The sequence below is a fragment of the Providencia sp. PROV272 genome (genome assembly GCF_049901975.1).
GTDB lineage: Bacteria > Pseudomonadota > Gammaproteobacteria > Enterobacterales > Enterobacteriaceae > Providencia > Providencia stuartii.
This window is the reverse complement of sequence record NZ_CP096291.1, coordinates 209,520-227,562: the sequence shown is the minus strand read 5'-3', so window position 1 is coordinate 227,562 and position 18,043 is coordinate 209,520. Positions and strand designations below refer to the sequence as shown.

Annotated in this window: 13 protein-coding genes; 8 read left to right on the top strand and 5 right to left on the bottom strand. The window is 43.0% G+C overall.

What is annotated here, in order from left to right; all coding sequences use genetic code 11:
• Positions 1–2: 2 nt before the first annotated feature.
• A complete protein-coding gene (locus tag M1E93_RS00955) occupies positions 3–923 on the bottom strand; it encodes a LysR family transcriptional regulator (protein ID WP_426207060.1) in 921 nt (306 codons plus the stop codon).
• Between the two features lie 270 nt (positions 924–1,193).
• On the opposite strand from M1E93_RS00955, the gene M1E93_RS00950 reads away from it, so the two are divergent.
• The 3 genes from M1E93_RS00950 (at position 1,194) to abgT (ending at position 5,578) form a co-directional block, all read left to right on the top strand.
• The gene (locus M1E93_RS00950; protein WP_088498881.1) at positions 1,194–2,519 is read left to right on the top strand and encodes a M20 family metallo-hydrolase; all 1,326 of its coding nucleotides are present in this window, start codon (positions 1,194–1,196) and stop codon (positions 2,517–2,519) included.
• Complete coding sequence (locus tag M1E93_RS00945) at positions 2,512–3,960, top strand: M20 family metallopeptidase (protein ID WP_004923660.1); 1,449 nt, start codon at positions 2,512–2,514, stop codon at positions 3,958–3,960. The genes M1E93_RS00950 and M1E93_RS00945 overlap by 8 nt, the downstream gene beginning before the upstream one ends.
• Positions 3,961–4,048: 88 nt before the next feature.
• A complete protein-coding gene (gene abgT, locus M1E93_RS00940; RefSeq protein WP_014657002.1) occupies positions 4,049–5,578 on the top strand; it encodes a p-aminobenzoyl-glutamate transporter in 1,530 nt (509 codons plus the stop codon).
• 502 nt (positions 5,579–6,080) lie between these two features.
• Here abgT and typA read toward each other — a convergent pair.
• Positions 6,081–7,904: a ribosome-dependent GTPase TypA gene (typA, locus tag M1E93_RS00935; RefSeq protein WP_004923655.1), complete on the bottom strand. Its 1,824-nt coding sequence runs from the start codon at positions 7,902–7,904 to the stop codon at positions 6,081–6,083.
• A 429-nt stretch (positions 7,905–8,333) separates the two neighbouring features.
• Between typA and M1E93_RS00930 the strand changes: the two genes are divergently transcribed.
• From M1E93_RS00930 to glnG, 4 genes are all read left to right on the top strand, one after another.
• Positions 8,334–8,987: a PadR family transcriptional regulator gene (locus M1E93_RS00930; RefSeq protein WP_225829616.1), complete on the top strand. Its 654-nt coding sequence runs from the start codon at positions 8,334–8,336 to the stop codon at positions 8,985–8,987.
• 426 nt (positions 8,988–9,413) lie between these two features.
• A complete protein-coding gene (glnA, locus tag M1E93_RS00925; RefSeq protein WP_004923644.1) occupies positions 9,414–10,823 on the top strand; it encodes a glutamate--ammonia ligase in 1,410 nt (469 codons plus the stop codon).
• Between the two features lie 172 nt (positions 10,824–10,995).
• Complete coding sequence (gene glnL / locus M1E93_RS00920; RefSeq protein WP_004923641.1) at positions 10,996–12,045, top strand: nitrogen regulation protein NR(II); 1,050 nt, start codon at positions 10,996–10,998, stop codon at positions 12,043–12,045.
• A gap of 9 nt (positions 12,046–12,054) precedes the next feature.
• Positions 12,055–13,500, top strand: a complete 1,446-nt coding sequence (glnG, locus tag M1E93_RS00915) for a nitrogen regulation protein NR(I) (RefSeq protein ID WP_004923638.1) — start codon at positions 12,055–12,057, stop codon at positions 13,498–13,500.
• Between the two features lie 12 nt (positions 13,501–13,512).
• Here glnG and M1E93_RS00910 read toward each other — a convergent pair whose 3' ends face one another.
• Positions 13,513–14,391: a LysR family transcriptional regulator gene (locus tag M1E93_RS00910; protein ID WP_014657004.1), complete on the bottom strand. Its 879-nt coding sequence runs from the start codon at positions 14,389–14,391 to the stop codon at positions 13,513–13,515.
• A gap of 173 nt (positions 14,392–14,564) precedes the next feature.
• Here M1E93_RS00910 and ampC point away from each other — a divergent pair, with 173 nt between their 5' ends.
• Positions 14,565–15,719, top strand: coding sequence for a class C beta-lactamase (ampC, locus tag M1E93_RS00905; protein WP_004923631.1), 1,155 nt, complete (start codon positions 14,565–14,567; stop codon positions 15,717–15,719).
• A 38-nt stretch (positions 15,720–15,757) separates the two neighbouring features.
• On the opposite strand, the gene hemN is transcribed toward ampC, so the two are convergent.
• The gene (hemN, locus tag M1E93_RS00900) at positions 15,758–17,131 is read right to left on the bottom strand and encodes an oxygen-independent coproporphyrinogen III oxidase (protein WP_104873058.1); all 1,374 of its coding nucleotides are present in this window, start codon (positions 17,129–17,131) and stop codon (positions 15,758–15,760) included.
• Positions 17,132–17,341: 210 nt separating this feature from the next.
• Entirely contained in the window at positions 17,342–17,869 is a 528-nt protein-coding gene (gene yihI / locus M1E93_RS00895) for a Der GTPase-activating protein YihI (protein WP_004923620.1), read from the bottom strand.
• Between the last annotated feature and the right edge of the window lie 174 nt (positions 17,870–18,043).

Here is an 18,043-nt window from a genome sequence, read left to right as displayed (position 1 = left end):
TATTAATAAAGGGTGCTATCGTCTCTATCATGACAATAGATTCGAAACAGTCGAGCTAGATGCTCCCCTGCTGGCGACAAGGTATGATCCCGCCGTTGCACCAGCGCAAAAGTTGCATAAGGCAATTTTTCAGCCAAATCTAGTGCGATAAATTGCTGGTCAAATAAAGGGTCATCAATTGTATCAACAGAGACAATCGTCAAAAAATCGCTTTGTGCCACCAAGCTCATGCAGCCAATTAATGTTTCACATGTCACACTAAAGCTCATTGGTCTCTCCATTCTGGAGAACACTTCAGAAAGCTGCTTATAATAAGTGCCTTTCGGTGTCGGCATTGTCCAGTCACAATTTGCTAATTGCTCTAATGACGTAGCATGCCTCATCGGGTGATCTTTACGCATGATCACCTTATATTCTTTGCGCATTAACCTTTCAAAATTAAATTCAGCATCCAAACTACCGGGGTAATAAGTATTCACCGTAAAATCTAATTCACCTTGGCGTAATTGCGGCAACATCGTCAATAATTGCCCTTCCATGATACGGATCTTGATATTGGGAAAGTCACGATGAAATTGAATAATGACTTTTGGCATCACTGAACGTGCAATACTCCCTGCGACACCAATATTAATCGTACCGCTGGATAACCCAATGCGCTGCTGTATTTCCTCTTGCCCTACACGTAACTCTTCCAAAATAATACTGGCACGACGTAAAAAACTTTCTCCACAATCCGTTAAATAGATCCCTTGATTACTACGAATAAATAATTTTGCTTCCAAAGAGCTTTCTAATTCACGAATGGATTTGGTCAATGCTGGCTGAGAAAGCTGTAAAAAACGGCTTGCCGCCCTAATGCTGCCATGGCGACTCACTTCAACGAATGCCCTCAATTGATTCAACTTTATTGGCAAAGCCATATTAGCCCCTGATAACCATTAATTATATAGACAAAGATAATCGTATCTTTTTTACCCTATTTTGATTGTGTACAGTCAACTTTTGATAATAACAAATAATTAACATAACTACTTATTAACTATTTTTTAATTATTAAAACAATCAAATGCAGCATATTAAATTAGTTTAAAAATATTAAATAAAATTTAATTTTATTTAAATTGAATCGTTCTGGGTATTTATACCGAGCCACTCCCACTTTGTCGTGATAACTAAAAGAGATAACAATTATGGAGATTTCTTTAAATAACGCTATTGGATCCATCACACATCAATTACAAATTTGGCGGCGTGATTTTCATCAATATGCCGAATCCGGTTGGTTTGAATTTCGAACTGCAACATTAGTTGCTGATGAGCTGGACCGCCTCGGCTACCAATTACAACTAGGAAAGGAGGTCATCAACGCTGAAGATCGCATGGGGCTTCCCTCACCACAGCAATTGGCAGAGCAAGAAAAACGAGCCATTGAGCAAGGCGCGCTAACCAAATGGCTTCCCTATTTTTCAGGAGGATTTACGGGGATCGTTGCGACGTTAGATACGGGTAAACCGGGGCCTACACTGGCGTTTCGTGTTGATATGGATGCGTTAGATCTGAATGAAGATCTCACTGAGCAGCATCGTCCACACGCAGAAGGCTTCTCTTCTTGTAATGCCCATATGATGCACGCCTGTGGTCACGACGGTCATACCGCCATTGGCCTCGGTTTGGCACATATCTTGAAGCAATTTCAAGCACAACTGACTGGTCGTATCAAAATTATTTTCCAGCCTGCCGAAGAAGGAACCCGTGGAGCAAAATCAATGGCAACCGCTGGTGTTGTGGATGATGTCGATTTCTTTGTCGCCATACATATCGGCACTGGAGTGCCTAAAGGGGAATTAGTGTGTGGCAGTAAAAGTTTTCTTGCGACCACTAAATTTGATGTCACTTTTCAAGGGAAAGCCGCACATTCAGGAGCAAGACCAGAAGATGGCAAAAACGCATTAGTTGCCGCCGCTCAGGCCACACTGGGTCTATATGGTATTCCTCGGCATAGTGAAGGTAGTTCTCGTATCAATGTTGGTGTACTCAATGCAGGAATTGGACGTAATGTCATTGCTGATCACGCATTAATGAAAGTTGAGACGCGCGGCGAAACGAATGATATTAATGCGTTTATGTATCAAAAAGCCCTCAATATCATTGAAGGTGCCGCCAAAATGCAAGATGTTGAGTTCAACATCAAATTAATGGGCGCTGCACAAAGTAGTCATCCTAGCCCGCAATGGGTCGATTTCATTATGCGTCTAGCACAGAACAATATTCCTGAGCTGACTTCCGTTATTAAAGATAAACCTCAAGCAGCAGGTTCAGAAGATGCAACCTACTTTATGGAGCGCACCAAAGCACTTGGTGGGCAAGCAACCTATATGATTTTCGGTACTGAGCTTAGCGCAGGGCATCACAATGAACGTTTTGATTTTGATGAAGATGTTATGCCTGTTGCCGTCAAAACCTTAGCCACTATTGCGCTTTCGCTACCTGAATTTGGAGATCACCCTAATGAGTAACGCATTCACATCATTCATCAATCATTATATTGAACAGAATCGCGCACGTTTCACCCAATTAAGCGATGCGATTTGGGATCATCCAGAAACCCGTTTTGAAGAGACCTTCTCGGCTGGGCTACTCGCTGATGCACTGGAGCAAGAGGGCTTTACTGTAGAAAGAGGGGTGGGCGATATTGATACCGCATTTATTGCCAGCTTTGGCTCCGGCGCCCCTGTGATAGCGCTGCTGGGTGAATTCGATGCGCTTGCTGGTTTAAGTCAGCACTCCGCTTGTAGCCATCCTAGCCCCGTTATTGAAAACGGTAATGGTCACGGTTGTGGGCATAATTTATTGGGAACTGCCGCATTAGCTGCCGCCTTTGCCGTAAAAGCTTGGATAGAGGAAAACCAACTACCAGGTACAGTACGTTTCTATGGCTGTCCGGGTGAAGAAGGCGGCTCAGGTAAGACTTTTATGGTAAGAGAAGGCTTATTTGATGATGTAGATGCGGCGGTAACATGGCACCCTGAATCATTTAGTGGTGTTTTCAATGTTCAATCCCTCGCCAATATTCAAACTGCATTTCGCTTCAAAGGCATTGCAGCACACGCGGCAAACTCTCCACATTTAGGCCGTAGCGCACTTGACGCGGTTAGCCTAATGAATGTTGGTGTTCAATTTTTACGTGAACATATTATTCAAGAAGCGCGCATCCACTATGCAGTCACGAATACGGGAGGCGCTTCCCCTAACGTCGTTCAAGCAGATGCCGAAGTTTTGTATCTGGTTCGTGCACCACAGCTAGACCAAGCTCAAGATATTTATCAACGAGTTATTGATATCGCTAAAGGCGCAGCTTTAATGACTGGTACACAATTAGAGATCCGACTCGATAAAGCATGCTCAAATTATGTTCCTAATCGCACTATTGAAAAAGCGATGTATCAGCATATTACCCATTACGGTATTCCTGAATACAGCGAGCAAGAGCGCCAATTTGCAGAAGAGATCCATGCCACCTTAACCAAAGATGATTTGCACAACGCAAAACTGAATGCCGCGCGTAGTGGTGGTGAACAAGCGATAAAATGGGGTGAGCGCCAAGGTAACAAGGCTCTGACGGATGAAGTTTTACCCTATGTTGAATCAAAAGAACTGATGTATGGCTCAACGGATGTGGGGGATGTCAGCTGGGTCACACCAACGGCACAATGCTTTAGCCCTTGCTTTGCATTCGGCACACCTCTGCATACATGGCAATTGGTTGCGCAAGGAAGAACATCTATCGCCCATAAAGGCATGCTATTAGCAGGGAAAATTATGGCAGCTACCGCCGTTGATCTACTCACAACACCGAACTTACTCGCTCAAGCAAAAAGTGAGTTCCAACGTCAACGTGCTCAACAACCTTACCACTGCCCAATTCCCCCTGACGTTAAGCCGTCTAAATTGCAGTAATTTTGTATTGGCGGGTCAATAACAATCACAAATCCCGCCATCAAGACCATAAAAATAACAATAATTGCAAATACATAGGAAAAACATCATGAGCCAAACCACAACATCAATGAATAAGAGCCCAGGTGCTATTTTTCGTTGGATAGAGCGTGTTGGGAATAAAATACCAAACCCTTTCATTCTTTTTGTCTATCTTCTGGCGATCTTAATGGTCGCTACGGCTATCCTTTCTTGGTTTGATTTATCGGTAAAGAACCCAGCTAACGGCGAACTCGTTTCCGTAAAGAACCTATTGAGTGTCGAAGGCATACAGTGGATTTTACCTAATATTGTCAAAAACTTCAGTAGCTTTGCTCCATTAGGCGCCATCTTAGCGCTCGTCATCGGGGCAGGACTCGCTGAAAAAGTGGGTTTATTACAAGCCTTAATGTACAAGATGGCATCAGGGATTAATAAACGTTACGCCAGCTATATGGTATTATTTATCGCCTTTTTCAGCCATATTTCATCAGATGCCGCTTTGGTGGTTATGCCCCCTTTAGGTGCATTAATTTTTATTGCGGTTGGTCGTCACCCCGTCGCGGGTCTACTCGCGGCTATTGCTGGCGTAGGCTCCGGCTTTACCGCTAACCTCCTGATTGTTACAACGGATGTTTTACTCTCTGGGATCAGTACGGAAGCCGCCATGATCATCGACCCTAACTTACATGTTAGTGTCATTGATAACTGGTATTTTATGGCTACATCCGTCATCGTCTTAACGATTGCAGGTGCCATCTTAACGGATAAATTTATTGAGCCACGGTTACCAAAGTGGGAAGGCACTTCTCATGACCGCTTAGAAAAATTAACCCCATTACAAAATCGTGGGTTATTAATGAGCGGGCTCTCGGCATTAATATTTATTGGACTCGTCGCATTAATGGTTGTACCTGAAGGTGCACCACTTCGTGACCCACAGACAGGCTCGGTGATCCCTTCACCATTTATTAAAGGTATTGTGCCTGTCATCATTATTTTCTTCTTTGTCGTCTCAATTACTTATGGTATTTCGACCAAGCAAATTAAAAAACCAAATGATATTCCTGACCTATTAGTTGACCCCATGAAAAGCATGGCGGGCTTTATTGTCATGGTTTTCCCTCTGTCTCAGTTCGTTGCGTTTTTCAACTGGAGCAACATGGGGAAATTTATGGCGATTGGCTTGACTGATTTACTCGAAAATTTAGGAATGACAGGCGTGCCTGCCTTTATTGGTTTGATGTTTTTATCTGCATTCTTATGTATGTTTATTGCCAGTGGCTCCGCAATTTGGTCTATTTTAGCGCCAATATTTGTGCCAATGTTTGTGCTGTTAGGCTTCCACCCTGCTTTTGCACAGATAGTCTTTCGTATCGCTGACTCCGCGGTACTCCCACTTGCACCGATGTCTCCATTCTTACCTCTATTTTTAGGGTTTCTACAGCGATATTACAAAAATGCCCAGCTTGGTACTTATTACACCTTAATTCTGCCTTACCCACTAGTTTTCTTTGCAGTATGGATATTGCTGCTCGTCGGTTGGTACTATGCCGGTTTACCAATAGGGCCAGGGGTTTATCCTCAACTGACACCTTAATAAGTCACCCATTACCTTTAAAATTTACTGTATCAATAGAAGGTGGGATAGCTTCCCGCCATCCTCTTACCCTACCGTACATACAGCGCTGTATGCACGGTAGTTTGTACTTATTCCGCTCAGGTCGTCACACATGTGTGTCGCTAATAATTTCGTTACTGTTCGTTTATCGCGCCTAACAAAATTAAGGTAATTTTGGGAAGAGCTTTCCTTCTCCACGCGCGATGACTGATTATTCGTTATATCTACTCAAGTTGCAGTGTGATAATAGATATCACTCAGAACTGATTGATTTTACGAACGTAAATATCCTTCCGAAATGTGTTTATCTCGTGCGATAGTTTGGAATTAATATGATGGGAATGAGAGGCTTTGAATATGTCGGCTAGCTCACTATTTATACTAGCCCCATAACAGCAAAGTCCTAACCTTTTAGGCTAGGACTTTGTTAGCAATCTGAAAGCGCCCAATGAGCGCCTTCAGCAAGAAGAATAACTAAAAATTAGTCTTCTTTTGAACGGTTCGCACGGCGACGATCGTTTTCAGTTAAGTGACGTTTACGCAGACGGATAGACTGTGGAGTCACTTCAACTAATTCGTCATCATCAATAAACTCTAGTGCTTGTTCCAAAGTCATTTTAATTGGTGGTGACAAGGTTGTCGCTTCATCCGTACCAGACGCACGCATGTTAGTCAGTTTTTTACCTGTTAAGCAGTTCACAGTCAGGTCATTTGAACGTGAGTGAATACCAATGATTTGGCCTTCATACACTTCTGCACCATGACCTAAGAATAGCTTACCGCGGTCTTGTAGGCTGTACAGGGCGTAAGCAACTGCTTTACCTTGACCATTCGAGATCAATACGCCATTTTGACGACCACCAATTTCGCCTGGGCGAACATCATCGTAGTGGCTGAATGTTGAGTACAGCAAACCCGTACCTGACGTCATCGTCATAAATTCAGTACGGAAACCGATCAAACCACGGCTTGGGATAACATAATCAAGACGTACACGGCCTTTACCATCTGGCATCATGTCACGTAGGTCACCTTTACGCTCACCCAACGCTTTCATGACATCACCTTGGTGCTGCTCTTCAACGTCTAAAGTCACTTGCTCAAATGGCTCTTGTTTACGGCCATCCACTTCACGGAAGATAACTTTTGGACGAGAAACACCTAACTCAAAGCCTTCACGACGCATGTTTTCGATCAGAACTGACAAGTGCAATTCACCACGACCGGAAACTCGGAATGCATCTGGATCTTGAGTTTCTTCAACACGCAATGCCACGTTGTGCACTAGCTCTTTGTTCAAACGGTCAAGGATCTGACGTGAAGTCACATATTTACCTTCACGACCACAGAATGGTGAGGTGTTAACACAGAAGAACATGCTCACGGTTGGTTCGTCGACCGCCAATGCTGGTAACGCTTCAACATTACCCACATTACAGATAGTGTCTGAAATGTTTAGTTCACCTAAACCCGTCAGAGCAACGATATCACCTGCTTCTGCATGTTGAGAATCAATACGTTCTAAACCTAAGTGAGTCAGAACTTTACCGATTTTACCGTTACGTGTTTTGCCTTCGCTATCGATAACTGTCACTTGTTGGTTTGGCTTAACAGTACCACGTTTGATACGACCAATACCGATAACACCTAAGTAGCTGTTGTAATCTAGTTGTGAAACTTGCATCTGGAAAGGCCCTTCCAGATCAACTTTTGGTGGCTCAACATATTTGACAATTGCTTCATAAAGCGGGGTCATGTCTTCTGCCATATCTGTATGGTCAAGACCCGCGATACCGTTTATTGCTGACGCGTAAACGATAGGGAAATCAAGCTGTTCATCCGTTGCGCCTAAGTTAACGAATAAATCGAATACTTGGTCAATAACCCAATCAGGGCGTGCACCAGAGCGGTCAACCTTATTGATAACAACAATCGGTTTTAAGCCATTATCGAACGCTTTTTGGGTAACGAAGCGTGTTTGTGGCATAGGGCCATCAGTGGCATCAACCACCAGCAGAACGCTGTCAACCATTGACATAACACGCTCAACTTCTCCACCAAAGTCGGCGTGACCTGGGGTATCTACGATGTTGATGCGATAGTCATTCCATTTGATAGCGGTATTTTTGGCAAGGATAGTAATACCACGCTCTTTCTCCAAGTCATTGGAGTCCATAACACGCTCATCCACAGTTTCACGTTCACCGAACGTGCCTGATTGCTGCAATAATTTACCAACCAGTGTTGTCTTGCCATGGTCAACGTGAGCGATGATGGCGATATTTCTTAAGTTTTGAATTGACAAGGATTTTTACCGTTTAATTGACAGGAAAGGAATATGCTTTATAGAGCCTAACTATAAAACTGCAAAATAGGAAGCATACTTTCTACGTTAATTTGCTGTTATTTTACACGTTTTTCCGCGCAAGTGGAATAAATGTGAATTTCATCACTGTATAAAAAGTTTTTAACTAAAAAACATTTAGTTGCGTAACAACTACGGAATATCTCAAAAAATAACTGGTATCAATACTGAGAAATCACAAAGTAACAGAATAATACGCTATATTTTAAATTTTAACAGCCGTAAAAAAGAATAAAAAATAGAAATTCTTCTACTAACTCCCTCTTTCACGCTTTTTTCTGTAATTTAGATATATCTAAATTGACCAATTAGATATATCTAATTATATTTGTTCTCGTAAATTCGATATATCTAATCAAGGAGAATTATATGCGAATTCATTGTTGCCGTCATGTTTATCATTCACGCCATGAAGACGGTCATGGACACCAATGTTGCCACGGCGAAGGTCGTCATGGTCATGGCGAAGGTTGCCATGGTCGCGGTGAGGGACGTGGGCAGGGTGGTGGTCGCCATAGAGGTCGTGGATTACGCCGTTTATTTGATCATGGTGATTTGCACATTATGGTGCTTTCATTAGTGGCTAAAAAACCTAGCTATGGCTATGAAATTATCAAAGATATCCAAGAAGCCTCAAATGGCCTTTATGTACCAAGCCCAGGTGTTATTTATCCAACGCTAACACTACTCGAAGAACAAGGTTTCCTTGAGTCAGAAGTGGTTGAACGTAACCGTAAAAGTTTCAAAATCACGGCAGAAGGTGCAGCACATTTAAAAGCGAATCAAGAGACAGAAACCATTATTTTCCGTAAATTAGCCAAAGCGCGTGATATGCAGCACGGCGGTAATTTATCTGAAGAAATCGAAATGGCTGTCAGCCGTTTTAAAGCGCTCTTGCGCCATAAAATGGTTTTAAAACAATTAAGTGAACAACAAACTCGTCAAATTGCGCAAATCATCAATGATGCCGTACAGCAAATTGAGCAAGTCAACATTTTATTAACTGATAACATTGATGAATAAAAAGCGGGTTGGTTAATCATTTATTTTATCTAAATGGCCTTGTGTTTTGACGTCAAGCACAGGGCTAACGGTCAAAGCTCCCCCTCTCTACTAGCCATTAATAATGACTTTACTTTGGCACGGCAAAACCTTTGTGTAGCCGCTAATCCTCGCTTTTTATTACTAAAGCACCAATATAGTGCACTCCACATAGAAAATGCACCATATTGGTGCAATAATTCACATGTACTCTCCTACTAATTTGTCATAACGGCGTAACACTCCATATTTAGGCTATTTTAAAAAGTTGGCACGTTTTTCGCTTATACTTTTATGTGAGAAGTTACACCTTGATTAACTGATGCTGAAAAGCCAGAAATAATTGCAAAAAGTAACGCAACTGTATGTGGTTATTTTGCAGACCCGACCTGACCAGGAGAGCCGACGATGTCCGCAGAACACGTTTTATCGCTGATAGAAGAGCACAAAGTAAAATTTATTGACATGCGTTTTACTGATACCAAAGGTAAAGAGCAACACATCACCATCCCTGCTCATCAAGTCAACGAAGACTTCTTTGAAGAAGGTAAAATGTTTGATGGTTCATCAATTGGTGGCTGGAAAGGCATTAACGAGTCTGACATGGTGCTAATGCCAGATCCATCCACTGCAATGCTCGACCCATTTTTTGCCGACCCAACTTTGATCATTCGTTGCGATATTCTTGAGCCAGGCACAATGCAAGGTTACGACCGTGACCCGCGCTCTATTTCTCAACGTGCAGAAGATTTTTTACGTGCCAGCGGTATTGCTGACACCGTGCTGTTTGGGCCAGAGCCTGAATTCTTCATCTTTGATGATATTCGTTTTGGTAACAGCATGCACAGCAGCTACTATCACATTGATGATATTGAAGCGGCTTGGAATACTGGTACAAAATATGAAGGCGGTAACAAAGGCCACCGTCCGGGTGTAAAAGGCGGTTACTTCCCAGTTCCCCCCGTCGATTCTTCACAAGACCTCCGTTCTGCGATGTGTACCACCATGGAAGAAATGGGCTTAGTCGTTGAAGCTCATCACCATGAAGTGGCTACCGCAGGTCAAAACGAAGTGGCATGCCGCTTTAATACAATGACCAAAAAAGCAGACGAAACACAGATTTATAAATATGTCGTGCACAATGTTGCCCATGCTTACGGTAAGACGGCGACCTTTATGCCTAAGCCATTAGTCGGTGATAACGGTTCAGGTATGCACTGCCATATGTCACTGTCAAAAGATGGTATTAACCTATTTGCAGGCGATAAATACGGTGGTTTGTCAGAAATGGCGCTTTACTACATTGGCGGCATTATCAAGCACGCACGCGCACTGAATGCCTTCACTAACCCAACAACCAACTCGTATAAACGTCTGGTTCCGGGCTTTGAAGCACCAGTTATGTTGGCTTATTCTGCACGTAACCGCTCTGCATCTATTCGTATCCCTGTGGTTGCAAGCACCAAAGCGCGTCGTATTGAAGTGCGTTTCCCTGACCCAGCAGCCAACCCATACTTAGCGTTTGCTGCGCAATTAATGGCGGGTCTTGATGGCATTATCAATAAAATCCATCCGGGCGACGCCATGGATAAAAACCTATACGACCTGCCACCAGAAGAAGCAAAAGAGATCCCAACAGTGGCTGGTTCACTAGAAGAAGCCTTGGCTGAGCTAGATAAAGATCGTGAATTCTTAATTCGCGGTGGTGTATTCACCAACGATGCAATTGATGCCTATATCGAACTACTCCGTAGCGATATTCAACGCGTTCGCATGACCCCGCATCCATTAGAATTTGAAATGTACTACAGTGTGTAACACGCCGTTCCACTGCTAGTCTTTGTTGCCGTGAAACATTTGCCCCATCTCTGATGGGGCCTTTTCTCCTACTTTCAGTGGTATCATTTTATTTACGGCACCGTTATTCAAATTGCAGCTTTGTTGGGTAAATCAAGTATAATGCACCAAAATAGTGCAGGAGCAGAATTACATGAAAGCCGAACATTTGCCAGCACCGGAACATATTCTTGATTCACTGTTAAACAGCGTCTTAATCGTTGATTATGACCTTGTGATCCATTATGCCAATCATGCGGCTTTACAAATACTTGCCCAAAGCCAACGTAAAATATATGGCACCCCATTACCTGTACTTTGCAATTATTGCTCCTTAAATGATGAGCTAATGTTAAATAGCTTAAAAGAGGGCCATAGCTTCACCGATAACGAAGTTACGCTCGTTTTTAATAATCATTCCCATGTTATGTCGTTAAGTGCACAGCCTTTCTCTGCTCAGTTTATTTTGTTGGAACTGTCTCAATTAGATAGCCAACGCAGGCTCAGCCAAGAGCAGGTACAAAATGCTCAGCAATTGGCAGCAAGAGAGCTGATCCGGGGTTTGGCTCATGAAATAAAAAACCCATTAGGCGGCTTAAGAGGCGCTGCACAGTTGCTTTCAAGGGCATTACCTGACCCAAAACTGAATGAATATACGCAAGTTATTATTGAACAAGCCGACCGATTAAGGGCATTAGTCGATAGATTACTTGGCCCTCAATACCCTGGGCCAAAAACACAACAGAGTATTCACCACAGCGCTGAAAATATCGTGCGCCTTGTGTCATTAGAGAAGCCCGAAAATATCACGTTAATACGCGATTATGACCCTAGTTTGCCTGATCTTGAGTACTATCCCGATCAAATTGAACAGGTTCTACTCAATATTATCCGTAATGCGTTACAAGCACTTTCCGATACGGGTGGCACAATAACGCTACGCACTCGCACAGCATTTCAGGTCATGTTACAAGGGGAGCGTTATCGCTTAGCCGCTCGTATTGATGTTGAAGATAATGGCCCAGGTATTCCACCCGCTATCCAAGATACGTTGTTTTATCCTATGGTAAGTGGTCGCGAGGGCGGAACAGGATTAGGCTTATCTATCGTTCACAGTTTAGTGGATCAGCACGCTGGGAAAATTGAATTTACCAGTTGGCCCGGTCATACCGAATTTTCTATTTATCTACCAATTAAAAAATAGGGGATAACAATGCAGCAGGGAAAAATCTGGGTTGTTGATGATGACAGTTCTATTCGTTGGGTGCTTGAGCGCGCCTTAAATAGTGCCTCTTTTCATTGCACCTGCTTTGACAGTGCCGATGCTGTTCTTGCCGCTTTAGAGCATGATTGCCCTGATGTTTTGTTATCAGATATTCGTATGCCGGGTATTGATGGTTTAGCCTTACTTAATCGACTAAAGCAGTCGCACCCATCGCTTCCCATTATTATTATGACGGCACACTCTGATCTTGATGCAGCGGTAAATGCTTATCAATCGGGGGCTTTTGATTACCTACCTAAGCCTTTTGATATTGATGAAACCGTCGCTTTAGTCGAACGCGCCTTGAGCCATAGCCGAGAACAAAACCACCTCGAACGTGATTCTAAACAGAAAACGGAGAGTGTCTCTTCCACCATGATAGGTGAAGCTCCTGCTATGCAAGAGGTTTATCGGATCATAGGTCGCCTCTCTCGCTCATCCATTAGTGTGCTGATTAATGGTGAGTCCGGTACAGGTAAAGAATTAGTTGCACATGCACTGCATCAGCATAGCCCTCGTGCCAACGGCCCTTTTATTGCTCTCAACATGGCGGCTATTCCTAAAGATCTCATTGAGTCAGAGCTATTTGGTCATGAAAAAGGGGCCTTTACTGGCGCCACACAGGTTAGGCAAGGCCGTTTCGAGCAAGCTAATGGCGGCTCACTATTTCTTGATGAAATTGGCGATATGCCTCTAGATATACAAACACGACTATTGAGAGTTCTTGCGGAAGGGCAATTTTATCGTATCGGCGGTTATACTCCGGTAAAAGTCGATGTGCGTATTATCGCAGCAACACACCAAAATCTAGAAAAACGTGTTAAAGAGGGGCTATTCCGTGAGGATTTATTTCATCGCTTAAATGTCATCCGTGTACAGCTCCCACCATTACGTGAAAGAACAGAAGATATCCCACGTCTTGCCCATTATTTTTTACAAAATACTGCCAAAGAGCTCGGTGTCGATAGTAAGGTACTACATCCAGATAGTGAACATATTCTGCAACGCTATCATTGGTCCGGTAACGTGAGGCAATTGGAGAACGTTTGTCGCTGGTTAACGGTTATGGCGGCTAGCCAAGAAATTCTACCGCAAGATTTACCAGAGGACCTGTTGGATAGCCCACAACCGGACGATGCTAGCGAGGAGCCAGCAGCACGTCAGTCTGTCACAAGTCATCATCCATCATGGTTTGAACTGCTCGAGCAGTGGACACACAGTGCATTAGCTGAAGGTAAAGAAAACTTATTAGCTCAAACCGTCCCTCTAATGGAGCATACCATGCTAAATTGCGCCCTCAAATATACGAATGGGCACAAACAAGAAGCGGCTCGTTTATTAGGTTGGGGGCGAAATACTCTCACCCGCAAATTAAAAGAGTTGGGTATCGAGTAAATCACCACAGGCTTATTTCTGCACCTCTGCAAGTAGCCAATGACGAAAGATAGCCATTGCAGGGGTTGTCGGTCGTGATTTCAATCGACTCAGCCAATATCCCCCTAAAGTGACGCTAATATCAAACGGTTGAACCAATGTACCGGCGCTCAATTCGTGCTCGAACATACAACTTGGAGCCAGCGCCACGCCATCCGTTAACAGCGCAGCTTCAACCATTAAGCGCGAAGAGTCGAAAATTGGCCCTTTCACTCGCCATGGCTCAAGCTCTGCTGCTATCTGCCATTTTTCCCATTCGTCTTTACGATAAGAGCGCATCAAACTGTGATCTTTTAAATCTAATGGATGAGTTAACTTATTGGCCACTTTTTCAGAGCACAGTACGGTATGAGCCGCTGAAAATAGCGCCGTATTTTCTGCTAATGGCCACAATCCTTCCCCAAAACGGATCGCAAAATCAACCCCCTCGGCTGCTAAATTAACCACGTTATTGTGCGTCATGATGCGCAAATCGATATAAGGATACAATGCAGCAAAAGCGGGTAAGCGTGGTAATAACCAACCTACTGCAAACGTACCGACAACGGAGACACTCAAGACTTCATGGTAATGCCCATCTTCAAATTGTTGTAACAATGACTCTATTTGGTCAAATGAGCGGCTGAGTACAGGAAGTAAAGCCAACCCTTCATCGGTCAGAGCCAGCCCCCGAGGTAAGCGAATAAATAGCTCAAGTCCAAGCTGCTCTTCCAGCAAACGTACCTGCTGACTCACAGCGGCTTGGGTCACATTCAACTCCAGCCCTGCTCTTGTAAAGCTTAGGTGCCGCGCTGAAGCTTCAAATGCTCTCAACGCATTCAAAGGGAGACGATGACGATAATTCCCTGACATAAGTTTTTCTTTTACCTCATCGAATTTTATATCGTTTCAAATCAGAATTTAAAATAGGCATACTCTTTGCTCATCATCGGACAATACGGTATTAATCAATGCCTCAGCATCTAAGGCATGTGGAAATTAGAATACCTGAATTTTAATTATCAATAACTAAAACTTTTACTTTAATGGATAACTCTATGAAAAATATTTTTCGTCAGGGGCGGCTTTTTATCGCCTTAAGTTTAGCAATGACATCGATTTCCGCCTTTGCCCTTACACAGCAAGAGGTCGATGACATTATCAAGCCCCTGATGAAACAAGAACAGATCCCGGGTATGTCTGTTGCCATCTCAGTGAATGGCAAACAAGCTATTTACCATTACGGTGTTCAGTCAAAACAGACCCAAATTCCTGTTTCTGATAGGACGCTGTATGAAATTGGCTCCTTATCAAAAACCTTTACCGCAACACTGGCAACTTATGCGCAAATTCAAGGAAAACTCGACTTTAGCCAAAGTGTCAGTCATTACCTACCTGAATTAAAAGGCAGTGCTTTTGATAATGTTAGCGTGATGAATTTAGCCACCCATACATCAGGGTTATCGCTATTTGTACCTAGCGATATCAAAACCAACGATCAATTAATGGCGTATTATCAAAAATGGCTTCCTGACAATGAGGTTGGACAATATCGTTCTTATTCAAATTTAGGGGTTGGGTTACTTGGTATCGTGACGGCAAAGCAACTTAATATGCCTTTTTCTCAGGCTATGGAAAAATTGATGCTGCCTTCACTTGGCTTAAAACATACTTATATCCATGTTCCCAAAAGCCAAGAGAAATATTACGCACAAGGCTACAATAAGCAAAATCAGCCTGTTCGCTTAAACCTAGCAATCCTTGGACCAGAGGCTTATGGCCTAAAGTCCAATGCCAAAGATTTGATCCGTTATTTAGAAATCAATATGCAATCCATTAAAGTGGCGAAAACTTGGCAAGAAGCGATTGAAAACACCCATACTGGCGTTTACCTAACCGATTCGTTTGTGCAGGATATGATGTGGGAAAGCTATCCATGGCCGGTGTCGCTTTCACAATTACTGCAAGGCAACCGTGATGATATGGCTCTCAAACCACAAAAAGTGGAATTGATTAAGCCAGCCATGGCGCCAGAAGTACGCGCTTATTATAACAAGACTGGCTCTAGCAATGGCTTTGCGACATACGCGATATTTATTCCAGAAGAGAAGATTGCCATTGTTATGCTATCCAATAAATGGATACCTATTCCTCAGCGCATTACAGCGACTTACCAGTTACTAGAGAAAATCGAACGCTAAATACTCAAACGGCTCCATTGTAATATGGAGCCATGTATTTAAATAACACGAGAAAATTGCCGTTGACGCATTTGATTACGCAAATAGACATCAAAGCACATACAGATATTGCGGATCAGCAAGCGCCCTTGAGGAGTCACCTTAATCGCGGTTTCTGTTATTTCGACTAAGCCATCTTCTTCCATCGGTTTTAACAGCGCTAAATCCTCTGCAAAATAGCGTTTAAACTCGATAGGATAAAGCGCCTCAATTTGCGCATAATGAAGTTGGAAATTACAAATCAGTGTCTTTATCACATCTCGGCGTAAGCAGTCATCATTGGTTAACACTAACCCACGCCACAAAGCATGCCCTTGCTCTTTTACTTGCGCATAATAGGTTTTTAAATCTTTTTGGTTCTGCGCATAACTATCACCCAACATACTGATCGCCGATACGCCCAATCCTAATAAATCACAATCCCCTTGAGTGGTGTAGCCTTGGAAGTTGCGATGTAAAATCCCTTCACGCTGTGCAACGGCTAACTCATCTTGTGGTTTGGCAAAGTGATCCATACCAATAAACTGATAGCCTTCTGAGGTTAAGGTCGCGATGGTTTCTTGCAAAATATCCAGTTTTTGCTCAGCACTTGGCAAGTCTTCATCTTTAATTTTACGCTGTGCCGCAAACAAGTTAGGCAAATGAGCATAGTTAAACACGCTTAAACGATCCGGTGACAGTTCAATCACTTTTTTCAAGGTAAAAGCAAAGCTTTCTGGGGTTTGCTTTGGTAGACCGTAAATCAGGTCAATACTGGTTGATGTAAACCCCGTTTCTTTTGCTCGATTAATGAGCGCAAAAATAAAATCTTCATCTTGTTCGCGGTTAACTAAAACCTGAACGTCTTTATTAAAATCTTGCACCCCCATACTCAGGCGGTTGAACCCTTCGCTGCGCAAATGATCTATCATATCCAGTTCAATTTCACGGGGATCTACCTCTATCGACATTTCAACGTCATCAGAGAAATGGAAGTGTGTTTTGAGCAAAGTGACCAAATGGCTAACTTGAGCCTTATCGAGATAAGTAGGTGTGCCGCCGCCCCAATGCATCTGTGTAACGGTTCGCCCTTTTAATAAGGCTGCACGTTGAATAATCTCTTTTTCGATGACCTGCAAGTATTCATCTGCTTTATGCTTTTGCCGTGTCACCAGTTTATTGCAGCCACAAAAATAACAAAGCTTATGGCAAAAAGGGATGTGAACATAGAGCGATAATGGGTTTTCAGGGTAGCGTTGAGTTGCAGCCACAAACGCACTCTCATCATACTCTTGGTTAAATTCCAAAGCTGTCGGGTATGACGTATAGCGTGGCCCTGAATAATTATATTTTTGGATGAGAGAGAGATCCCAAACGATATTTTGCTCTGACATTAACATTCCTCAATTGCGCCGAATACCTACTTACAGGCTGTATCTTATGCTTTTTTATTGGCGAACTTATATACACGACATAATAACATAAAAGAAATTATAACTTGTGATTGGCAAGAGAGAGTTGATGCAGCACCAAAAGTCGCATGACTTGAATGAATTTTAACCAAAACCTTCTCCAGCAGTGCACCGGAGGAGATAGAAAAACGATTATTTACTTTTCAGGATACGCATAATGTCATCCAGTTTATCTTCGTCTTCTTCTTCATCGTCGTCGGTCAGTTCAATACCTAAAATAGACATCAGCTCATCAATGCGGTCTAAACAAGTATCAATATACGCCTGCTCTTCCGCTGTCACCGTTTCACCATCTTCTAAACGCGCCAACAAGCTATCTAAACGATCGTCCTGCTCAAGCATTTCAAGCTCTTGCTCTGGTGATAATTTAACTTTTACTGCCGGCTCTTTAGCGGGCGCTGGGCGTGTTACCACCGCATTATCATCAACAACCAACGGAATCGGTTTTTTGCTACCCACACGTGGGTCTAGGGCCTGATTTTGATTTCCAGACTTGCTATTCGTTGATTTTTCTTGATAACGCGCCCCTGATTTATTACCACGATGCTTTTTCTGGCGTTTGCGCTCACGCCCTTCTGCATTAAGCTCTTCTTTTGTTTTACGGTACTTTTTCTTGGTTTTGCTGGCGGTTTTACTTGCCGGTTTTTTTGGTGAATTCATGGTCTGATACCTTGATAAGTCAGTTTCTGCTGCGGAATCTAGCAGAATCCCTCAAGCTGTGAAAGCACTTGAGCAGCAATTAAAACGGTTTTTTGCATTTTGCTTGTCAGTCTTATTGATTATAGCTCGAATTGATAGCAATTAAGAGTATTTGATGACAAAACGGCTCCAAGA

Coding starts and splice junctions, on each gene's coding strand:
- M1E93_RS00955 (WP_426207060.1), bottom strand. CDS start 923: ATGGCTTTGCCAATAAAGTTGAATCAATTGAGGGCATTCGTTGAAGTG.
- M1E93_RS00950 (WP_088498881.1), top strand. CDS start 1,194: ATGGAGATTTCTTTAAATAACGCTATTGGATCCATCACACATCAATTA.
- M1E93_RS00945 (WP_004923660.1), top strand. CDS start 2,512: ATGAGTAACGCATTCACATCATTCATCAATCATTATATTGAACAGAAT.
- abgT (WP_014657002.1), top strand. CDS start 4,049: ATGAGCCAAACCACAACATCAATGAATAAGAGCCCAGGTGCTATTTTT.
- M1E93_RS00930 (WP_225829616.1), top strand. CDS start 8,334: ATGCGAATTCATTGTTGCCGTCATGTTTATCATTCACGCCATGAAGAC.
- glnA (WP_004923644.1), top strand. CDS start 9,414: ATGTCCGCAGAACACGTTTTATCGCTGATAGAAGAGCACAAAGTAAAA.
- glnL (WP_004923641.1), top strand. CDS start 10,996: ATGAAAGCCGAACATTTGCCAGCACCGGAACATATTCTTGATTCACTG.
- glnG (WP_004923638.1), top strand. CDS start 12,055: ATGCAGCAGGGAAAAATCTGGGTTGTTGATGATGACAGTTCTATTCGT.
- M1E93_RS00910 (WP_014657004.1), bottom strand. CDS start 14,391: ATGTCAGGGAATTATCGTCATCGTCTCCCTTTGAATGCGTTGAGAGCA.
- ampC (WP_004923631.1), top strand. CDS start 14,565: ATGGATAACTCTATGAAAAATATTTTTCGTCAGGGGCGGCTTTTTATC.
- hemN (WP_104873058.1), bottom strand. CDS start 17,131: ATGTCAGAGCAAAATATCGTTTGGGATCTCTCTCTCATCCAAAAATAT.
- yihI (WP_004923620.1), bottom strand. CDS start 17,869: ATGAATTCACCAAAAAAACCGGCAAGTAAAACCGCCAGCAAAACCAAG.